The 17,332-nt window shown below is 66.1% G+C and carries 16 protein-coding genes; 3 read left to right on the top strand and 13 right to left on the bottom strand.

Annotated elements, in window-relative coordinates; genetic code table 11:
• Positions 1-3 precede the first annotated feature (3 nt).
• The 9 genes from ACE3QW_RS04075 to ACE3QW_RS04035 all read right to left on the bottom strand — a co-directional run bounded on the left by ACE3QW_RS04075 (position 4) and on the right by ACE3QW_RS04035 (position 9,754).
• Entirely contained in the window at positions 4-750 is a 747-nt protein-coding gene (locus ACE3QW_RS04075) for an enoyl-CoA hydratase/isomerase family protein (protein ID WP_051679088.1), read from the bottom strand.
• An 84-nt stretch (positions 751-834) separates the two neighbouring features.
• Positions 835-1,968: a C4-dicarboxylate TRAP transporter substrate-binding protein gene (locus ACE3QW_RS04070; RefSeq protein ID WP_156026343.1), complete on the bottom strand. Its 1,134-nt coding sequence runs from the start codon at positions 1,966-1,968 to the stop codon at positions 835-837.
• Between the two features lie 25 nt (positions 1,969-1,993).
• Positions 1,994-3,301 carry a TRAP transporter large permease gene (locus ACE3QW_RS04065; protein ID WP_029557508.1) on the bottom strand — a complete coding sequence of 436 codons (1,308 nt, stop codon included), beginning with the start codon at positions 3,299-3,301 and terminating at the stop codon, positions 1,994-1,996.
• A gap of 50 nt (positions 3,302-3,351) precedes the next feature.
• Positions 3,352-3,894, bottom strand: a complete 543-nt coding sequence (locus ACE3QW_RS04060) for a TRAP transporter small permease (protein ID WP_374250544.1) — start codon at positions 3,892-3,894, stop codon at positions 3,352-3,354.
• 167 nt (positions 3,895-4,061) lie between these two features.
• Positions 4,062-5,447 carry an acetyl/propionyl/methylcrotonyl-CoA carboxylase subunit alpha gene (locus tag ACE3QW_RS04055; RefSeq protein WP_374250543.1) on the bottom strand — a complete coding sequence of 462 codons (1,386 nt, stop codon included), beginning with the start codon at positions 5,445-5,447 and terminating at the stop codon, positions 4,062-4,064.
• 59 nt (positions 5,448-5,506) lie between these two features.
• A complete protein-coding gene (locus ACE3QW_RS04050) occupies positions 5,507-5,923 on the bottom strand; it encodes a MaoC/PaaZ C-terminal domain-containing protein (protein WP_250166854.1) in 417 nt (138 codons plus the stop codon).
• An 11-nt stretch (positions 5,924-5,934) separates the two neighbouring features.
• Positions 5,935-7,098, bottom strand: a complete 1,164-nt coding sequence (locus tag ACE3QW_RS04045) for an acyl-CoA dehydrogenase family protein (RefSeq protein WP_197022996.1) — start codon at positions 7,096-7,098, stop codon at positions 5,935-5,937.
• A 49-nt stretch (positions 7,099-7,147) separates the two neighbouring features.
• On the bottom strand, positions 7,148-7,927 hold the full coding sequence (gene fabG / locus ACE3QW_RS04040; protein WP_374250542.1) for a 3-oxoacyl-ACP reductase FabG: 780 nt from the start codon (positions 7,925-7,927) through the stop codon (positions 7,148-7,150).
• A gap of 180 nt (positions 7,928-8,107) precedes the next feature.
• Positions 8,108-9,754 (bottom strand): class I adenylate-forming enzyme family protein, encoded by a 1,647-nt coding sequence (locus ACE3QW_RS04035; protein ID WP_374250541.1) that lies wholly within the window; start codon positions 9,752-9,754, stop codon positions 8,108-8,110.
• Positions 9,755-10,014: 260 nt separating this feature from the next.
• On the opposite strand from ACE3QW_RS04035, the gene ACE3QW_RS04030 reads away from it, so the two are divergent.
• Positions 10,015-11,418, top strand: coding sequence for a PLP-dependent aminotransferase family protein (locus tag ACE3QW_RS04030; RefSeq protein WP_374250540.1), 1,404 nt, complete (start codon positions 10,015-10,017; stop codon positions 11,416-11,418).
• A 50-nt stretch (positions 11,419-11,468) separates the two neighbouring features.
• Here the strand turns inward: ACE3QW_RS04030 and ACE3QW_RS04025 are convergent, their stop codons facing one another.
• The 3 genes from ACE3QW_RS04025 to ACE3QW_RS04015 are packed head-to-tail and all read right to left on the bottom strand — an operon-like array spanning position 11,469 to position 14,716.
• The gene (locus tag ACE3QW_RS04025) at positions 11,469-13,091 is read right to left on the bottom strand and encodes a rhodanese-like domain-containing protein (RefSeq protein ID WP_374250539.1); all 1,623 of its coding nucleotides are present in this window, start codon (positions 13,089-13,091) and stop codon (positions 11,469-11,471) included.
• Between the two features lie 3 nt (positions 13,092-13,094).
• Positions 13,095-13,550 (bottom strand): MaoC family dehydratase N-terminal domain-containing protein, encoded by a 456-nt coding sequence (locus tag ACE3QW_RS04020; protein ID WP_250166858.1) that lies wholly within the window; start codon positions 13,548-13,550, stop codon positions 13,095-13,097.
• Between the two features lie 11 nt (positions 13,551-13,561).
• The gene (locus ACE3QW_RS04015) at positions 13,562-14,716 is read right to left on the bottom strand and encodes an acyl-CoA dehydrogenase family protein (RefSeq protein WP_374250538.1); all 1,155 of its coding nucleotides are present in this window, start codon (positions 14,714-14,716) and stop codon (positions 13,562-13,564) included.
• Between the two features lie 165 nt (positions 14,717-14,881).
• Between ACE3QW_RS04015 and ACE3QW_RS04010 the strand changes: the two genes are divergently transcribed.
• Entirely contained in the window at positions 14,882-15,385 is a 504-nt protein-coding gene (locus ACE3QW_RS04010; RefSeq protein ID WP_374250536.1) for a flavin reductase, read from the top strand.
• A 6-nt stretch (positions 15,386-15,391) separates the two neighbouring features.
• On the opposite strand, the gene ACE3QW_RS04005 is transcribed toward ACE3QW_RS04010, so the two are convergent.
• The gene (locus tag ACE3QW_RS04005) at positions 15,392-15,613 is read right to left on the bottom strand and encodes an acetyl-CoA carboxylase biotin carboxyl carrier protein subunit (RefSeq protein ID WP_374250535.1); all 222 of its coding nucleotides are present in this window, start codon (positions 15,611-15,613) and stop codon (positions 15,392-15,394) included.
• A 173-nt stretch (positions 15,614-15,786) separates the two neighbouring features.
• Here ACE3QW_RS04005 and ACE3QW_RS04000 point away from each other — a divergent pair, with 173 nt between their 5' ends.
• The gene (locus ACE3QW_RS04000; protein ID WP_374250534.1) at positions 15,787-17,325 is read left to right on the top strand and encodes an acyl-CoA carboxylase subunit beta; all 1,539 of its coding nucleotides are present in this window, start codon (positions 15,787-15,789) and stop codon (positions 17,323-17,325) included.
• Positions 17,326-17,332: the final 7 nt, after the last annotated feature.

The following is a 17,332-nucleotide window of genomic DNA, read 5'->3' as shown; positions in this document are numbered from 1 at the left end:
TCGTCATTCCTCCTGCCGCGTCAAACGCGCCCGCCTGAGGCGGTTTTCCACATTCACCTGTTCTGCAGCGTCCAGGGCGTGCGCGAGGTCGCAGCGATCGCTGGTGCGAACCATGCGCTTCACCTCGGCCACCAGCTCTGTCGGATGGCCCGCGAGTTCCGTCGCACGACGCGCGACGTCCGGAGCCGCATCGGCACCGGAGGGCAGCACCACGAGACCTGGAATCCTCGCCTCGGCAGCCGTGAAAATCCGCCCGTTGGCGAGCAGGTCGAACGCCACCAGAGGTCCCGCACGCCGCACGATGCCGGGCACGACCAACGCGGGCACCACCGCATGGCGCATCTCGGGGAAACCGAGCCGCGCATCCGCGGCGCACACCGCCACGTCGCACGCGAGCGCCAGGGCGAAGCCCGCGCCCAGGGCGAAGCCGTGGACCTCGGCGATCACCGGCTTGTCGATCTCGCCGGGCGCCTCAAGCAGACGTCGCATGCGGTGCGCATGGGCAGCGGCCACGGCTGCATCGGTGATCCGCGCCGTCTCCTTGAGGTCGGCGCCGGCGGAGAATCCGCCGCCAGTGCCGGCAAGCACCACCACGCGAACCGCGGGATCGGCACCGGCCGCCGCGATCGCCTCGGTGAGCGCACCGACGAGCGTGCCGTCGAGCGCGTTGCGCGCCTCGGGTCGGTCGAGAACGAGCCGTCTTACGCCGCCCGCGTCCTCGACGCGCAGCCTGTGGTCACGGGACATCATTTCCTCCAGCCAGGCGCCCGGACGAGAGCTGTGGTGAGGCGCGCCGCAGGGCCGAATGCAGCCCTGCGGCACCGTCTCATCCTCTCACTTGATGGGGTTTTGCACGTCGACCTTGGCGTAGATCTCTTCCCAAAGGAGGCGCTTGAACGTCGCCTGGTCGCGGCCGTTCTTCTCCAGCAGCCCCCGCCACTTTTCGGCAAGGCGGGTCAGTTCGGCAGCGATCTTCTCTGGATCCTTCACGCCAACCTTTGCGCCCTTCTCCACCGCCGTGGCCGTGTACTTCTTGGCAAAATCCTTGATGAAGGCACCGAACTCGGCATCTCCCTTGTAAAACTTGGTGCCCTTCTTGGTGTACTCGGACACGACTTCCTCATCCTCGTGGATGTAGTTGAAGATCGAATCCGTGACCAGTTGGGGAAGGTTGGTGACGATCGCCTTGCGCTGATCGACGGTCAGGGCATTCCACTTGTCGATCCGCAGGTCGAACAGCGCCGCTCCAAGAAAGCCGCCGAGCGGGTCGAGCAGCACGAACTTCGCCGCCTCGCCGTAGGAGCGCGCCTTCTGGGCGGCGATAGAATGAAGCGCGCAATCGATGATGCCGCGATCCAGCGCCTCGTAGCCTTCGTCGGGGCTAACGTTGACCGGCACCGCACCGAGGGCGCGCGCCAGGTCGGCATAAGCGGAAATGCCGCGCACGCGCTTGCCCTTGAAATCCGAGAGCTTCTTCATCTCGGTGCGGCAGTGGTAGACATAGGGCGTCAGCGCATAGGTGGCGAGAAAGCGTGTGTTGAACTTCTTGTATTCCTCGGTGCATTGCGGGCAGTTGAACAGTTCCAGTTCGTTCAGCACCGCCGTCATCACGAGCGGCTCATCGTTGAGCAAACTGAACTCGGCGAGGAAGTTGTCGACCGGCATTTCGGTGGGAATGTAGGCGCCGACGAAGTACCCGGCATCGGCGATCCCGTCCCGCACGCCGCCCGGAATGTCTTTACCCGACAGGAGAGACGATCCGAAGTGATACTCGAACTTCAGCGTGCCCTTTGAGTCCCGCTCCACATCCTGAAAGTAGCGCAGGAGCACCGGGTTGGTGATGTGCTTTGGGTTAAGATAATTCGCATAGACGATCTTGACAGGGTCGGCGGCTTGGGCGGACGCCGGCATGAGTGCCGTCGCCCCGCTGATGGCAGCCAGACCGGCTGCGAAAAGGACGTGTTTCACTTTGTATCCTCCCGATTTTTCTTCTTCACTTCATTATGTTTGGCAAGAAAAGAGAGATCTCAGGGAAGGAAATGAGAATGATAAGCGTGATGATGTCGGTGACGATGAACCACATCACGCCCTTGAAGATCGTCTCCAGCGGCACAGACTTCCCGACCACGCTCTTGATAACGAAGACATTGAGGCCGACCGGCGGTGTCACAAGCCCGATCTCCAGGTATTTGATGACGAGGACACCAAACCAGATCAGGTTCAGATGGGCCGCCTCCAGCACCGGCAGCATGATCGGCAACGTCAAAAGCATGATGCCGATGGAGTCCAGGAACATCCCGAGGATGATATAGACCACCGACGCGCCGATGATGATGTAGAGCCAGTGCAGCTCCATCCCGTCGACAACATGGGCAACATAAGCCGGCAAGCCGGATACAGCCATGAAGCGCGAAAGCAGGAAGCCGCCGAGCGCGATGAAGAGTATGGTGGCGGTTGAGTTCACCGATTCCACCACGGATTCCTTGATCACGCGCCAGTTCAGCGCCCCCCGCAGCGCGACAATGACGAACGTCATCAATGCACCGCCCGCGGCGGCTTCGGTGGCGGTGAAGATGCCCACATACATGCTGCCGATCACCGCCAGCACCAGCACCGGCAACGGCCACACCGACCCGAGCACCGCCCAGCGGGCCGCCCAGCTCACCGCCTCTTCCACCGGCGGGGCCAAGGCGGGATTCAGCTTGCAACGGATCGCGATCATGGTCGCGAACATCACCGCCGACAGAATTCCCGGGATGACGCCCGCGACAAGAGCCTGGCTCACCGAGACCTCGGCGAAGATGGCGTAGAGCACCATCAGAATGCTGGGCGGAATCAGCGAGCCGAGTGTGCCGGCGGCAGCCACCGCGCCGGTGGCAAGGCCCGGGTCGTAGCGGTAGCGCAGCATTTCCGGGATCGCGATGCGCCCCATGGCCGACGCGGTGGCGACGCTGGAGCCAGAGGCCGCGGCAAACATCGCGCAGGCGGCGGTGCTGGCCACCGCGAGCCCGCCCGGCAGCGCGCTCAGCCACAACCGCGCGGCCCTGTAGAGACTTTGGGTGAGGCCGCCGTGATAGGCCAGGGTGCCCATGAGGATGAACATGGGCACCGCCGACATCGACCAATGGGCGATGAAATTGTAGGGCTGCTCGGCCAGCACGCTCATCGCCGCCGCCGGCCCACGTATGACCAGCATCCCGACCACGGAAACCGAGGCGAGCGCGAAGGCGATGGGCACCCGCACGGCCAGCATCAGCAACAGAATGGCGATCGCAAGAATGCCGACGGTGATCGATGACATGATGTGCTCTTGAAGACGCCGGTTCGGGGAAAGGTGGAGGGTGCGCGGCGTCAGTCGACGTCGAGCGCGTGGCCATGACGGGCGCCGCCCGGTGCCGGCCTTCCAAAAATGGCGGCGCGCGCTTCCTCCGCCGCGTTGAGCAGGAGATAGAGCGCAAGCACCAGCGCGCCGGCCACCACCAGCCAGCGGGTCGGCCAGATCGTGACGATCACCGTGCCGACCGCGTATTCGCCGGCCCGCGTCATGGCGAGGGCCTTCAAGTAGGTCGCATAGCAGAATACGAGCGTCCCGGCGGCGCAGGCGAGGCAGACCACCGCATCGAGCGAGGCCACGGCGCGTGGCGGCATCCAGCCGGTGAACAGCTCAATGATGACGTGGGCCTTGTCTCGCTGCACGCAGGCCAGCGGCAGGAACGTCACCGCGACCATGAAATAGTTGGCGGTCAGCTCCTGACTGCCGGGCACGGTGCCATTGAACAGGCTACGCGCCACCGCATCGGCGACGACGATCACCATCATCAGCACGATGCTCAAGCCCGCGGCAAGCAGCAGCAGATTCGCTACCGGATCGAGGATCCTGCGCGCCAATCCCATGGGTCCCTCCCGTGTGCGCCAGTCATGCCGGACGCATCGTCGTTAACTCGAACCATAACAAAGCCTTGATACAGATCAACACAATTCGTCCAGATTGATACTTTGAATTCTGGTATTAATCGGCGGATGCGTTTCGCCACAGTCGCCACACGCTCAGCAGCCCCCAGTCATCCCCGGGGCTCTTCCGTCCGTGGAGCAAGCAAAGCGGAACCATGCCTCGCCACGAAGTCGGTCGTGGCGGCACCGGTGCGAAATTCCGCATGCGCAAGCACGGAACGCAGGAACGCGAGATTGCTCCCCACGCCATTGATACACGTCGCCGCCAAAGCATCATCAAGGCGCCGCCGCGCGGCTTCCCTGTCCGGGCCCCAGGCGATCACCTTGGCAACCATGGGATCGTAGAATGGGGTGATCTCGTCGCCCGCCCGAACCCCTGTATCGATACGCAGGCCGTCGCCCAATGCAGGAAGATCCAGCCGCGCAAGTCGTCCCGGCGTTGGCAGGAACCCACGGTCGGGGGCCTCCGCATAGATGCGGGCTTCGATGGCATGGCCGACCGCCACCGGCGGATCTGGGATCGCCGCCAAGAGGTTTTCGCCGGCCGCCTGGCGCAGCTGCAACGCCACCAGATCGAGACCCGTCACCATTTCCGTAACGGGGTGCTCCACCTGGATGCGCGTGTTCATCTCCAGGAAGTAGAATCGCCCAGTCGCGGCGTCGACGATGAATTCGACGGTCCCCGCGCCGAGATACCCGACCCGTGCCGCGAGGCGGGCGGCCGCCGTCCTCAGCCCATGGGAGACCCCATCGGGCAGGTTTGCGGCGGGGCTCTCCTCGATCACCTTCTGGAAGCGGCGTTGCACCGAGCAGTCTCGCTCGGGAAAGGCGATGACCCGGCCGGGCGCAACACCAAACACCTGCACTTCCACATGGCGCGCGGCGGCGACGAAATGTTCGAGATAGACGCCGTCATCGCCGAAGCTGCGGGCCGCCTGCTCGCGCGCGCGTTCGACGGCGGCCGGGAGATCGGCTTCGGTGTCGACGCGACGCATGCCGATGCCCCCGCCCCCGCCTGTCGCCTTCACCAGCAGCGGGAATCCCACGGATGCGCCGAGGCCGGGCAGGTCCTCCCCCATGTCCCGGGGCAACCGACCAGAGCCTGGCAGAACCGGGACGCCCGCATCCTCGGCCCGCGCGCGGGCGCGCCCCTTGTCGCCCATCTCGGCGATGATGGTGTCAGCCGGCCCAACGAAGACGAGCCCGGCGTCCACGACCTTCCGTGCAAAAGAGGGGCTCTCCGAGAGAAAACCGTAGCCGGGATGGATGGCCATGGCGCCGGTGGCGCGCGCGGCTTCCAGGATGGCATCGGCATCGAGATAGCTCTGCCGCGCCGGAGGGGGACCGATGCGCACCGCCTCGTCCGCCAGCTCCACGTGAAGAGCGTTGCGGTCGGCGTCGGAGTAGACTGCGATGCTTCTCAGCCCGAGGTCGCGGCAGGCCCGCACGATGCGGCAGGCGATCTCGCCGCGATTGGCGATGAGGACACTCTTCATCGACCCCTTCCCGGTTTGGAGCGTGGAGCCGGCGGCCTGGGCCCGGCTGGAATGCGTGCCTATCGCTGAAACGCGAGGGTGGCGTTGCCCTGAAAGACGAGCCTCCGCTCGACCTCGCCTCTCACCGCGAGATCGCAGCAGGGGACCCCCTCCCGCGTCTCCTTCGCCACCACTTCGACAGTCATCACCACCACGTCACCCGGGCGCACCGGATTGAGGAAGCGCCCTTCGATGTCGCGCACGAACGCGCCCGGACCGCCGAACGCAGAGGCGCTGCGCCCGGCGATACCCATGGTCAGCATGCCATGGGCTATCACGCCGCCCAGCCCGGCCTCCCGGGCATAGGCATCATCGTAATGGATACGGTTGAAGTCGCCCGAGGCGCCCGCATACATCACCAGTTGGCGGGTCGTAACGGGATCGCTCGAAAGCGTGTCCCGGTCCCCCACGGCCAGTTCGTCGAAGCGCCTCTGCATCGCGCCGCGCCTCAGCGCTGGAGGGTCGAATCGAATGTCTCGTTCAGCTCCGCCTGGCCGACGATCTGCGCCGTGCGGTCATGCCCCGCATGGAGCACATGCGTCTCCAGATCGCGGAGATAGCGACTGAGCGGATACTCGTCGAACAGCGCAGTCGAGCCGACCGCATGGATCAGCTTGTGGGACAGCTCGAAGGCGACGTGCGCTGCCGTGGACTTGGCGCTCATGGAGAGCAGTTCCGCCTCAACCACCGACCGTGTCTTGAACGCGCGAATGGCGTCGTGGAAGAGCGAGCCGGCGGCATCGAGGGCGATGCGCATCTCGCCCATACGCATCTGGATCAGCTCCGCCCTGCCACGCCCGCGCTCGATCAGGTATTGGCGGCACCACTCGTACATTCCCTCCGTGGTGCCGAGATAGTTGGCGGTGAAGCCGAGATGAAACCGGCCCTGCCAGCGCCCGCGCGGATAGGCGCCGGGCTCGCCGAGGACATGGCTGTCCGGAATGAACACATTGTCGAGGGTGATGATCGGGCTTGCCGCGGCACGCATGCCGTTGGGCCGATACCAGTCATTGTCGATCGTCACGCCCTTCATGCCGGGCTCGACGATGAGCATCTGATGGTTATCGAGATAGTTGTTCACGCCATCGATGGCGGCGAAGATGATCGCAAAGCTCATCATCGGACCGTTCGTGGCGTAGTTTTTCTCGCCATTGAGGATAAACCCTCCATCCACGCGCTTGGCGGAGGTGTTCATCATGTACATGTGCTTGCGTTTTGCCTCGGAGCCCACGAAGCCGGACAGCGACGGGCGCTCGAACATGGGCTGGATGAAGCGCTCGCGCTGCTCCGGCGTGCCCAGATCGTTCACCGCCCAGGCGGTGTGGTTCTGCACCTGGTAGCAGTGGGCGGTGGAACTGCACCCCCGTGCGATCACGCGCAGCGCCTGCAGATAGGTGGCGGGATCGTCCGTGGTGAGGTTCGAGCCCTTGCCGCCCATCTCCTTGGGGAGCGTCGTGGTCAGCCAGCCGCGGGAGAAGAGCGCCTCGATATTCTCGCGCGGCATGTCGCAATTGGCGTCATAGCTCGCGCCGCGCGGGCGAAACTCGCCGATTGCAAGGGCTGCCAGCTCCTTGATGTCGTCACGCTCCAGCGCATCGACGGGATCGATCATCGTCTCCTCCATTTCCGATTATTCTTGAGAGAGTGGCACCGCCCGGCGATCAGCCGCGCCGCGTCTCCGGGCCGCCGCTCGCATAGACGACTTGCCCATTCACGAATCCTGCCTCGTCGGAGCACAGGAAGCAGACGAGGTTCGCCACGTCGCGCGGTACGCCAACCCGGCCAATGGCGATGGTCTTCGCACGCATCTGGCGGTAGGCCTCAGGCTCGTGGCCAAGCCGGCGGGCCGTGAGCTGCGTCATCTCGGTATCGATGAAGCCGGGCGCCACTGCGTTCACATTGATGTTGAAGCGCCCCAATTCGAGCGCGAGGCTGCGGGTGAAACCTTGCAGCCCGGCCTTGGCGGTCGAATAGTTGACCTGCCCGCGATTTCCGAGCGCGGAGGTGGAAGAGATGTTGCAGATCTTGCCGTAGTTCTGGCGCACCATGTGCCGTTGGGCGGCGCGCGTACACAGGAATGCGCCACGCAGATGGACCCCCATCACGAGATCCCAATCCTCATCTTCCATCTTGTGAATGAGGTTGTCTCTGGTGACGCCGGCATTGTTGACGAGCACATCGATCCCGCCGAGCCGCTGCGCCACCTCTTCGGCCATCGCTTCGACGCTCTCACGCACGGAGACGTCGCAGGCGATGCCCACCGCCTGGGTTTCGTAGGTCGCAGCGATTTCCTCTGCCGTAGCCGCGGCGGTGGCGGCATCGAGATCGACCACCGCCACTGCGGCGCCGTCCTCCGCAAACCTCTCCGCCGTTGCCCGGCCGATACCTCGGGCAGAGCCAGTGACGACCACCCGCCGGCCGGAAAAGCGCTTCTCCTCCATCGCGTCTCTCTCCCATCGGGTCCCTCGCCGCATCTGCCGATACCGGGCGGGACTCCTATTGTTGGATCATTCTGAGCACGTCCAAATCAGATTGTCACCATTTATATGGTAATAATACATGCCATTGATGCGATGAAATGATCACAATCTGCAGCTTCAGCGGCTGCGGGGCCGTCTTGATCACGGAGAAGCCGGGCGCCCCGGCTCCGGAGGCACGAGACCGAGGCGTTGCAGCGCCTCGGCGCGAAGCTTGAATTTCTGGACCTTCCCAGTGCCTGAGGTCAGCGGCAGCGCTTCGATGAAAAACACGCGGGCCGGCATCTTGTAGGCGGCGATCTTCGGCTTCAGGTAGCCGAGCAATTCCGCCTCCTGCGCCCCCTCCCCCGTAGCGGGAACCACGAAGGCGATGCCCACCTCGCCATACCGATCGTCGGGCACACCGACGACGGCGCACACCTCCACGCGCGGGTGGCGATCCAGCACCGCTTCCACCTCCGCCGGAGAGACGTTGAAGCCGCGCGACTTATAGGTGTCGCCAAGGCGGCCGAGCAGCGTGACACGGCCGGTCTCGTCCTGCCGTCCCCAGTCACCGGTGCGCAGCCAGCCGTCAGGGTTGATGGCGCGGGCCGTCTCCTCCGGCTTCTTGTAGTAGCCAAGCATGATGGAATAGCCGCGCACCCAGATCTCGCCCGGCTCGCCGGCGGGCATGGGCGCGAGCGTCGCGGGGTCGATGATCGACACTTCGAGGTCCGGCAGCGGCCAGCCCTGGGTGGCGTGGCGCACCTCGCGCGGGTCATCCCAGCGGTTGCGGGTCACCACGGTGGTGGTCTCGGTCATGCCGTAGCCGGTGATGGTGCCGGGCACGCCCAGTTCATCCTCCACCTGGGCGAGGATTTCGGGGTCAATGCTCAGCGTATAGGCGAGGCGCAGGGACGACGTGTCGGTCCTGCGGAAGTCCGCGTGGGCGAGGAGCTGGCGCAGGATCGGCGGCAGCACGTGCATGCCCGTGACGTTCTCGCGCGCGATCGCCGCAAGGCAGGCACCGGCATCGAACTGCTCGCCCAGCACGACCTTGGCCCCACGCACCCAATAGGGTGCGATGCCGTTCATCGTGGCCATGGAGCCGAACATGGGAATGGCGAGATACAGGCAATCGTCCGCGGTCAGATCCACGCGGATGCCGATGTCCCACGCCTTGCGCCACAGGCAATGGGAAATCATCGCCCCCTTCGGCAGGGCCGTGGTGCCGGAGCTGTATGAGATAATGGCCGGGGACGCGGGATCGTCCGCCATGTCCGGCATCGCACCCGAGGGACTGTCGAGCCCGGCCCAGGTGAGAGCCCCGGAATAGCCGCGGTTCGTGTCCTCGCAGATAATCACAAAATCGAGCTGCGGCAAGGCCTCGCCAGCTATTGCGCCCGGCGCGCCGTCGCGGAGGCCGGGACACAGCTCCGCGAGCGCGACGAGGAAATCGGGACCCTCGCCGGAATCGGTCACGATCACCGCCCGGCAGTCGGACTGGCCGAGCTGGTAGGCAATTTCGTCGCGCCGGAGACGGGTGTTCAGCATCACGCAGACCAGTCCCATCTGCGCGGCGCCGAGCCACGACCAGATGAATTCCGGCCGGTTCGGCATCAGAATTCCGACCTTGTCGCCGGGCTTCAGCCCCAGCGCCGCGAACCGCCGGGACGCGGCGTCGGCCTCGCGGCGGAGATCGGCGAAGGAGAAGCGCTGATCGCGGAACACCAGGGCGTCTCGCTCCCCATGACGCGCGGCAAGCATCGCCAGGGCCTGCGCGTAGGTCGCATTGCGGAACGGATTGCTCATTGTTGTTTCCCTTCCCTCCCGGCGCTCGCCCCGCCCTAGGCGAAGGCGCGCCAGTTGATCGTTTCCGGAGAACGCGCCGCGGCGTGGGGCTGGCGACCCGAAGGTCCGACATGCGACGGCTCAGTCCGCCGGGACGCGGGAGGAATTGTCCGGCGGCCTCGGCGAGGCCGGCCGCCTCCGTAACATCCCTGTATCAATGTAGCCGTCAGATAAGTTACATTATGCCGGACATTGATCTTCGGCCGGAGAACCCGAACGCCATGACTGACGCCGCCGGCGCGGGGGTATGGACACCCGACATTTCGAAGTTTGAAGGCCCGCGTTACCTCGCGCTCGCGGGCGCCATCGCGGAGGCCATCGACAGCGGCGAGCTGCCGCTCGGCGCGCAATTGCCCCCGCAGCGCGATCTGGCCGAACAGCTCGGCGTCACCGTCGGGACTGTCGGACGCGCGTACAACATCATGAAGAAGCGCCAGCTGGTCTCCGGCGAGGTCGGGCGTGGCACCTTCGTCTGTCGTGGGATCGAGGCGACCATCCCGAACTACCTGCCCGAGCGCATGCCCGGCACCATCGATTTCGCCTGCTACCGTTCGCCCGTGGCCGGCCTTTCCGAGGAACTCGGGAAGGCCATGACGCTCGCCGCGGCACGCGCCGCCCTCATGCCGGTGCACAAGTATCCGCCCGCCGAAGGCCTGCTGAGCCACCGCACCGCCGGTGCCCAGTGGATCCGCCGCTCCGGCCTCCAGGTGACGCCCGACCGGGTGATCGCCTGCGGAGGCGGCCAACAGGCGCTGCTGGTGGCCATCAGCGGCACCGTCGGCCCCGGCGAAACCCTCTTGTCCGAAGCGCTCACCTATTCCGGCGTCAATTCCCTCGGCGCGCTGCTCGGGCGCCGTCTGGCGCCTGTGGCCATCGACAGCGAAGGCATCATTCCCGAGGCCCTGGAGGAGGCGGTTGCCACCACCGGCGGGCGCTGCCTCTATCTTCAGCCCACGGTTCACAATCCCACCGCGGCAATGATGTCCGAGAAGCGTCGCCAGCGCATCGCCGACCTTGCGCGCCGCCATGATCTGATCCTCATCGAGGACGACGCGGCCATCAGCGGCATGACGGAGCGCCCTCTGCCCATCGCGCACTTCGCGCCGGAGCGGACGATCTATCTCAGCTCGTTCGGCAAGAGCGTCACCCCGGCTCTGCGCGTCGCCTACATGGCGAGCCCTCCGACGCTCTGCGAACGCCTCGTCCACACGCTCCATGCGCTGATGCTTGCCAACGCGCCGCTGCCGCTGGAGATCGCCGGGACGATGATCGCCGACGGTTCCGCCGACGCCATCGCCCGCCACAATCTGGCCGAGCTGCGTGCCCGCCACGAAGCGGCTCTCAAGCTGCTGGTGGGCTGGAAGGTCTCCAGTCACCCGGCCGCATTCTTCCAGTGGCTGCATCTCCCGGATCACTGGAACGCGGCGGAGTTCTGCGAGGCAGCCTATCGGGAGGGTGTCTCGGTCGTGCCGTCGGACAATTTCACCATCGGCGGGTCGAGGCCGCCGCGCGCGTTCCGCATCTCGGTCAATCCGGCGCAGAAGGCGAGTGTTCTCGCCAAAGGCATCGACATCCTCACCCGACTTGCCCGCGAGCGCCCGCAGCCGCGCATGACTGTGGTGTAGGGCTAGAGCGCGGCCCCCCGGCCGGAACGCCGGCCCTCGGAGCTGGCGGCTCATGCGCCGCCCTCCGGCGTCGGCGACTGGCCGTGCAGCGCGATCTCCCACTCGAGATAAGACCGCATTCCGGTCAGCCCACGCCGATAGGGCGGATCCACGATGTCGTCGGCGCCCGCTCCATCAGGCAGGCCTTCCGCGAGCGAAAATCCCGCGGCGCGCCAGGCGGCGATGCCGCCCTCAAGGACATAGACCTCCTCGCGGCCGAGGCGTGCCAGCGCGCGCGCGGCGAGAATGGATTGAGCCTCCTCCGCCGATGCGAGCACCACCGTCCGGCCCGGCGGGAGCTCCGCCGCCCGAAGCTCCAGCGCGCCGCGCGGCAGCCAGAGCGCACCCGGTATGTGGCCCGACGCAAGATCGCGGCTCGAACCCACGTCGACCACCAGCGGCCGCGTCTCAGACGGCGCGTCCAGGCGGCGGGAGAGGTTCGCCGCGTCCAGGAAGGCGCAAGCGGAGGTCGCGGCGGCAAGGCCCAGCGGCGTGGCGCGGGCGTGGCCCTGCACGACCCTGCGGCCCGAGTCGCGCCAGGCCGGCACGCCCCCTGCGAGCACATGGACACGCTGGAAACCCATGCGCCGATACCAATAGGCGGCAAGCAAGGCGCGCGCGTCTCCTTCGTCCACAAACACCACGTCGGCACCGGGTACGGCGATGAAATCGTCGGCCCGCTGCACAGCCTGTCCGCCCGGAGCGAATACGGCGCCAGCGATGTGCCCGGCGTCGAAGGCATCTTTCGTCCGAACGTCTATGAGGCGCACATCGGCGGATGGGCGGGCTAGGAGCGCTGAGAGGTCTCGGGGAGAAAGGAAACCAACCCCGTGGGTTCGCGCCAAGCTTTCGGCGCGGGCAACGGCGTGCGCCCAGCTGCCGGACGAAGGAGGCGGCGAGCCTGCCTCCCCGCGCTCCAGCGCGCGGCCATCCAGCTGCCAGCCCATGGTGCCATTCTCGAGCGCAAAGACCGATCGCACGCCGAGCAGCGCCAGAGTGGCGGTACCGATGATAGAGCGCGTGCGGCCGGCGCAATTCACCACCACCGTGTCGCACTCCGCCTCCAGATCCATGAGCCGAAGCGCCAGCTCGAAGCCGGGTGCAGATCGGGCCGTCGGAATGTGCGCGTCAGCGAACTCCTCCGCGGTGCGGACATCCCGGATCGCGACGCGTACGCCGGCAGCACGGAGGGCGTCGAGCCCCGCCGCATCGATATGGCTCACCCGGTCCTCGGCGAGAACCCGCTCGCCAAAGGTCTTGCACGGCACGTTCACGCCCGTCGCCGGCCGGCCACCACGCGCGCGCCAGCCGGCGAGGCCGTGGGCGAGCACGCTGACACGACTATAGCCGTACCCGCGAAGATCGTCCGCCGCGAGCACGGCGCGACGATCGTCCCCGCCGTCGTCGTACAGCACCACCGGGGTCGCGCGAGCGGGCACCAGTTCCTCCACGCGATACTCGAGCCGGCGACGCGGCAGCGATGTGGCGCCGGGGATATGGCCTCGCTCGTAAGCGCCGTGCTCGCGGACATCGAGCAGCGCCCATTCACGGCTCGGCCAGGCGTGCCGTGGGTCGGCAAGCGCCGCAGCAAAGGCGTCCGCCGTCATCAGGGGGGTGGCGGCGATGGCATCCATCGCTCAGATCGCCGGGGCGGCGCGATAGACCATGACGCGCCGGTGGCGGTAGACCGGCGCGCCGGCCGCATCTCGGCCCTCGATCTCCTGAACCAAAAGCTCCATGGCGCCGGAGCGCGCCTGCTTCTCCTCCACCCCGACAAAGGTGATGCAGCAGGTGAGGATGTCTCCCACCACGATCGGCCTCGCATAGTGAAAGCCCTGCTCGCCGGCGAGCACGCGCCGCCGGTCGAGGTTGCGGGTCCACTCGGGCTCTTCGGGGCAGTGAAAGGAAACCGGGAAGGTGGGCGGCGCAATGATGCCGGCATAGCCCTGCGCCCGCGCCGCCTCCATGTCGCGGTACACGGGATTGGGGTCGCCGATGGCGTCGGCGAAGCGCCGCACGGCCCCCTTCTCCACCTCGACGATGTAGGGGGCGCTGCGTCTGCCGATCAGCGAGCGGTCGATCTCGACGGTCACGGCGGCCTCCCTCAGGCCTTCTTCCACTGGCTGTTCTCACGCTCGAGGATGGCAGCCGCGATCATGTTCTTGTGGATCTGCATGGTGCCGCCATAGATCGAGCCGCCACGCACCTCGGCATAGCGGTGAACGAGGGGATATTCCTTGGTGTAGCCGTTGGCGCCGAGCACCTGGATGGCGTCGTCACAGATCTCCTTCGCCGCTTTGGCGGTGAACACCTTGGCAATGGAGGTCTCAAGCGGCGCGGGCAGGCCCGTGACCTGGGCCGTCGATGCCGCGCGCATGACGAGCAGGTGGGCCGCATCGAGCTTCACGCGCATGTCGGCCAGCATCCACTGGATGCCTTGAAAATCGCAGATCTCGCGACCGAACTGCCGCCTCTCCTTGGAATAAGCGAGCGCGAATTCATAGGCCGCGCGCGCGGAACCCAACATTCGCGCCATGCTTCCGAGGCGCTCGGCATTGTAGACGCTGATGAGCTTTCCGAATGCCCCTCCATCAAGGAGAATATTCTCCTTCGGCACCCGGCAATCGTCGAAATAAAGCTCGAACAGAAGCTCGTCGGCCATATTGAGCGTGCCGTTCGAATGGCGAAAGCCCGGCGCATCATGCGGGACGATGACGGCACCGATGTCCGACGCCTTCCCCGACGTGCCAAACCGGCAATAGACCAGCGTGAACTCGTTGATGTTCACGAAGCTGACGAACTGCTTGGAACCGTTGAGCACCACGTGGTCGCCATCGATCCGGGCGCGGGTCTTCAATGCGGTGGCGGCCGAGCCGGCGTCAGGCTCGGTAATGCCGATGGAGATGCCGATCTCTCCGCGGCACAGGGGCTCGACGAAGCGGGCGCGCTGCTCGGGCGTGCCGTATTCCACAACGGCACCAACGGCGCCCGTGGAGGTGCGGTGGCTCAAGCCACCGACGATGGGCGCGCAGGCCTGGAGGGTCTGGATCACCAGCAGCGTATCGAGAAGCGGAAGACCGAGGCCGCCGTGCTCGGGAGGCAGATTGAGCCCAAGACGCCCCTGCTCCGCCATGGCGCGGCGCACGCGGCGCACGCCGGCGACGCTGGAATCGGCCACCAGCGGAGCAAGCTTGCGCTCGTACGCACCCTTCGCCGCCTCGATCAGCTCCTTCTGACGATCGGTCAGTTGAAAATCCATCCGGATGTCTTCCTGCCCTGCAGGTGCAGCCGTGGGAGCGGCACCACAATGTATCTATTTTTATAGCTACATTGTGTCTTGAACGTTACCCTATATCAAGGCAATTTTGTACGGATTGCGGGATTGTACCCGCCGCATCCGGTCCACAAACAGAGGAAATGCCCCATGCCGCGCTTTGACGCCGTGTCGGAGGATGACTTCAAGCGCGGCATGCGCCGTCTGGCGGCCGCCGTGAACGTGGTCTCGACCCTTGATCAGGGACGCCCGGCCGGGCTCATCGCCACCGCGGTGTGTTCGGTCAGCGCCGGGCCGCCCAGCATTCTGGTGTGCGTCAACCGCGGCACGCGCACCCACGGCCTCATCATCGAGGCGGGCGTGTTCTGCGTGAATGTGCTCGCTGCGGACCAGATGCCCTTCGCCCGCCAGTTCCTCTCGCGCGACCCGGCCGAACGGTTCTCCAGCTGTCGCTGGTCGACCCTGGCTACAGGCTCGCCCGCGCTCGACGAGGCGATGACCAATTTCGACTGCGAGGTGTCGTCCCAGTTCAGCTCGGGAACCCACGACATCCTGGTGGGCCAAGTGGTGGCGATGCGGCAGCGCGAGAGCACCAATCCCCTGCTCTATTTCGAGGGAGACTACAGGCACATCGCCCATGGCGAGACGGCCTGAGCGCAGTCACTCCTCAATGATCGCCACCGGCTGGCCTTCGTCCACGCCGTCGCCAGCGGCGACCAGGATGCGCGCGATGCGGCCGGCGCTCGGGGCGGCAACCGGAATCTCCATCTTCATCGATTCGACCACCAGAAGGGTGTCGCCGGCTGCCACCAGGCCGCCTTCCGCCACCGCCACCTCGAACACCACGCCGGTGACGCTCGACACCACCTCATGCTGCGCCATGAACATTATCCCCCTGCCTGTGTGGATTGCGCCTGCCCGATGAATATCGACGTGCAATGGTGACAATATGCTGCAAATGCATTTACATGGGAAGAAACAATCTACAACGTCCTCACAAGAGACGACGCGGCCGTGATGGACCGCCGAGCGATACGGGAGCGAAGCCGGGCCCTATGGACGAGGACACGCTGAAGGAACTCGAATCGCGTCGCACATCCGCTCGCGCCATGGGGGGCGCGGCCGCGCTCGCCAAGCTCAAGGCCGCGGGCAAACTCGACGCACGGGAGCGGATCGAGCGGCTGCTCGATCCCGGCTCATTCCGGGAAATCGGGCTTCTCGCCCGCAGCCAGCACGGTGCGCTCAAGGCACGCACGCCGGCCGACGGCCTCGTCGCAGGATGGGGCACCATTGACGGGCGGGAGGTCTATGTGGCCTCCGAGGATGCCTCGGTGATCGCCGGAACGCGCGGCCGCGTGGCTGAAGCGAAGAGCCAGCGTGTGCGCGACCTTGCCTTGCGCCATCGCCGTCCCTTCATCGCGCTGATGGAGGCGGGTGCCGGCCGATTTCAGGAGAATAACGGCGCCATCGCCGCCGGTCTCGGGGCCCGCTTCAAGGAGCATTTCATGCTCTCCGGCCGGGTTCCGCAGGTGGCGGCGGTCATGGGCGCATGCTTCGGCGGCCCCTCCTTCACCGCGCTTCAATCCGACTTTGTCACCATCGTCGCCGGCTCCGGATACATGGGCATGTCCGGGCCGCCCGTTGTGAAGGTGGGTATCGGCAAGGTGGTCTCCGCCGAGGACATCGGCGGGGCCGAGAAGAGCGCCACAATCACCGGCCAGGCGGATATGCTGACCCGGAGTGATGTGGAGGCGCTTGCGGCGATCCGCGCGTTTCTCTCCTTCCTGCCCTCAAATTGCGATGAACTTCCACCGACCGTGGCGCCGCGCCCGGCCGCCTGCGACACCCCGGAGGGCGCGCTGCGGCTCACGCAGATCGTCTCCGACAACCATCGCCGCGCCTACGACATGGAGGAGCTGATCCGGCTGATCGTCGACGGCGGCGAGCTGTTCCATTACCGGCAGACCTACGGGCCGAGCCTCATCACCGCCTTTGCCCGCATGGACGGCCAGTCGGTGGGCATTCTCGCGAATAACCCCATGAAGATGGCCGGGGCGATCGACGAGAAGGGCATCCAGAAGGCGCGAAAGTTCGTCGACACCTGCAACGCCTTTCATATCCCCCTGGTGTTCCTTGTGGATTGCCCCGGCTTCATGGTGGGTCCGGAGATCGAGAACCAGCGGATGGTCTCGCTCGCCTCGCGCTTCCTGAACAGCGTCATCGGCGCGAGCGTGCCGAAGGCGACCATCGTCCTGCGCAAGGCGGTGGGCCTCGCCTATCTCGCCATGGGTGGGCGCGTGATGGCGCCGGACGCCATCGTCGCCTGGCCGACCGCGCAGTTCGACGTGATGGGCCCCGCAGCCGGGGTCGAACTCACCTACGGCAAGGAGATCGCCAAGGCAGCAGACCCGGCCGCCCGGCGCCGCGAGCTGCTGGCGAGCGCGGAGGCGCAGGCCTCCGCCTATCTCGCCGCCGAGATGGCCCTGATCGACGACGTCATCGCGCCGGCCGAGACCCGCGCCGTGATCCTTGACGTGCTCGCCCGCACCCGCCCGGGGCGCGAGCCCTCATTCAAGCACCGCATCGATCCATGAAAGCGCA

This window comes from Xanthobacter sp. (assembly GCF_041911315.1).
In the GTDB taxonomy this organism is placed as follows: Bacteria; Pseudomonadota; Alphaproteobacteria; order Rhizobiales; family Xanthobacteraceae; genus Xanthobacter; species Xanthobacter aminoxidans.
The sequence above is the reverse complement of the archived record's forward strand: the minus strand, read 5'-3'. Positions and strand labels throughout refer to the sequence as shown.

Bases quoted from the DNA above. Each gene is read 5' to 3' on its own strand.
- ACE3QW_RS04000 (WP_374250534.1), top strand. From the start codon at position 15,787: ATGGACGAGGACACGCTGAAGGAACTCGAATCGCGTCGCACATCCGCT.
- fabG (WP_374250542.1), bottom strand. From the start codon at position 7,927: ATGGAGGAGAAGCGCTTTTCCGGCCGGCGGGTGGTCGTCACTGGCTCT.
- ACE3QW_RS04010 (WP_374250536.1), top strand. From the start codon at position 14,882: ATGCCGCGCTTTGACGCCGTGTCGGAGGATGACTTCAAGCGCGGCATG.
- ACE3QW_RS04065 (WP_029557508.1), bottom strand. From the start codon at position 3,301: ATGTCATCGATCACCGTCGGCATTCTTGCGATCGCCATTCTGTTGCTG.
- ACE3QW_RS04055 (WP_374250543.1), bottom strand. From the start codon at position 5,447: ATGAAGAGTGTCCTCATCGCCAATCGCGGCGAGATCGCCTGCCGCATC.
- ACE3QW_RS04045 (WP_197022996.1), bottom strand. From the start codon at position 7,098: ATGATCGATCCCGTCGATGCGCTGGAGCGTGACGACATCAAGGAGCTG.
- ACE3QW_RS04005 (WP_374250535.1), bottom strand. From the start codon at position 15,613: ATGGCGCAGCATGAGGTGGTGTCGAGCGTCACCGGCGTGGTGTTCGAG.
- ACE3QW_RS04030 (WP_374250540.1), top strand. From the start codon at position 10,015: ATGACTGACGCCGCCGGCGCGGGGGTATGGACACCCGACATTTCGAAG.
- ACE3QW_RS04035 (WP_374250541.1), bottom strand. From the start codon at position 9,754: ATGAGCAATCCGTTCCGCAATGCGACCTACGCGCAGGCCCTGGCGATG.
- ACE3QW_RS04025 (WP_374250539.1), bottom strand. From the start codon at position 13,091: ATGGATGCCATCGCCGCCACCCCCCTGATGACGGCGGACGCCTTTGCT.
- ACE3QW_RS04075 (WP_051679088.1), bottom strand. From the start codon at position 750: ATGATGTCCCGTGACCACAGGCTGCGCGTCGAGGACGCGGGCGGCGTA.
- ACE3QW_RS04015 (WP_374250538.1), bottom strand. From the start codon at position 14,716: ATGGATTTTCAACTGACCGATCGTCAGAAGGAGCTGATCGAGGCGGCG.
- ACE3QW_RS04050 (WP_250166854.1), bottom strand. From the start codon at position 5,923: ATGCAGAGGCGCTTCGACGAACTGGCCGTGGGGGACCGGGACACGCTT.
- ACE3QW_RS04060 (WP_374250544.1), bottom strand. From the start codon at position 3,894: ATGGGATTGGCGCGCAGGATCCTCGATCCGGTAGCGAATCTGCTGCTG.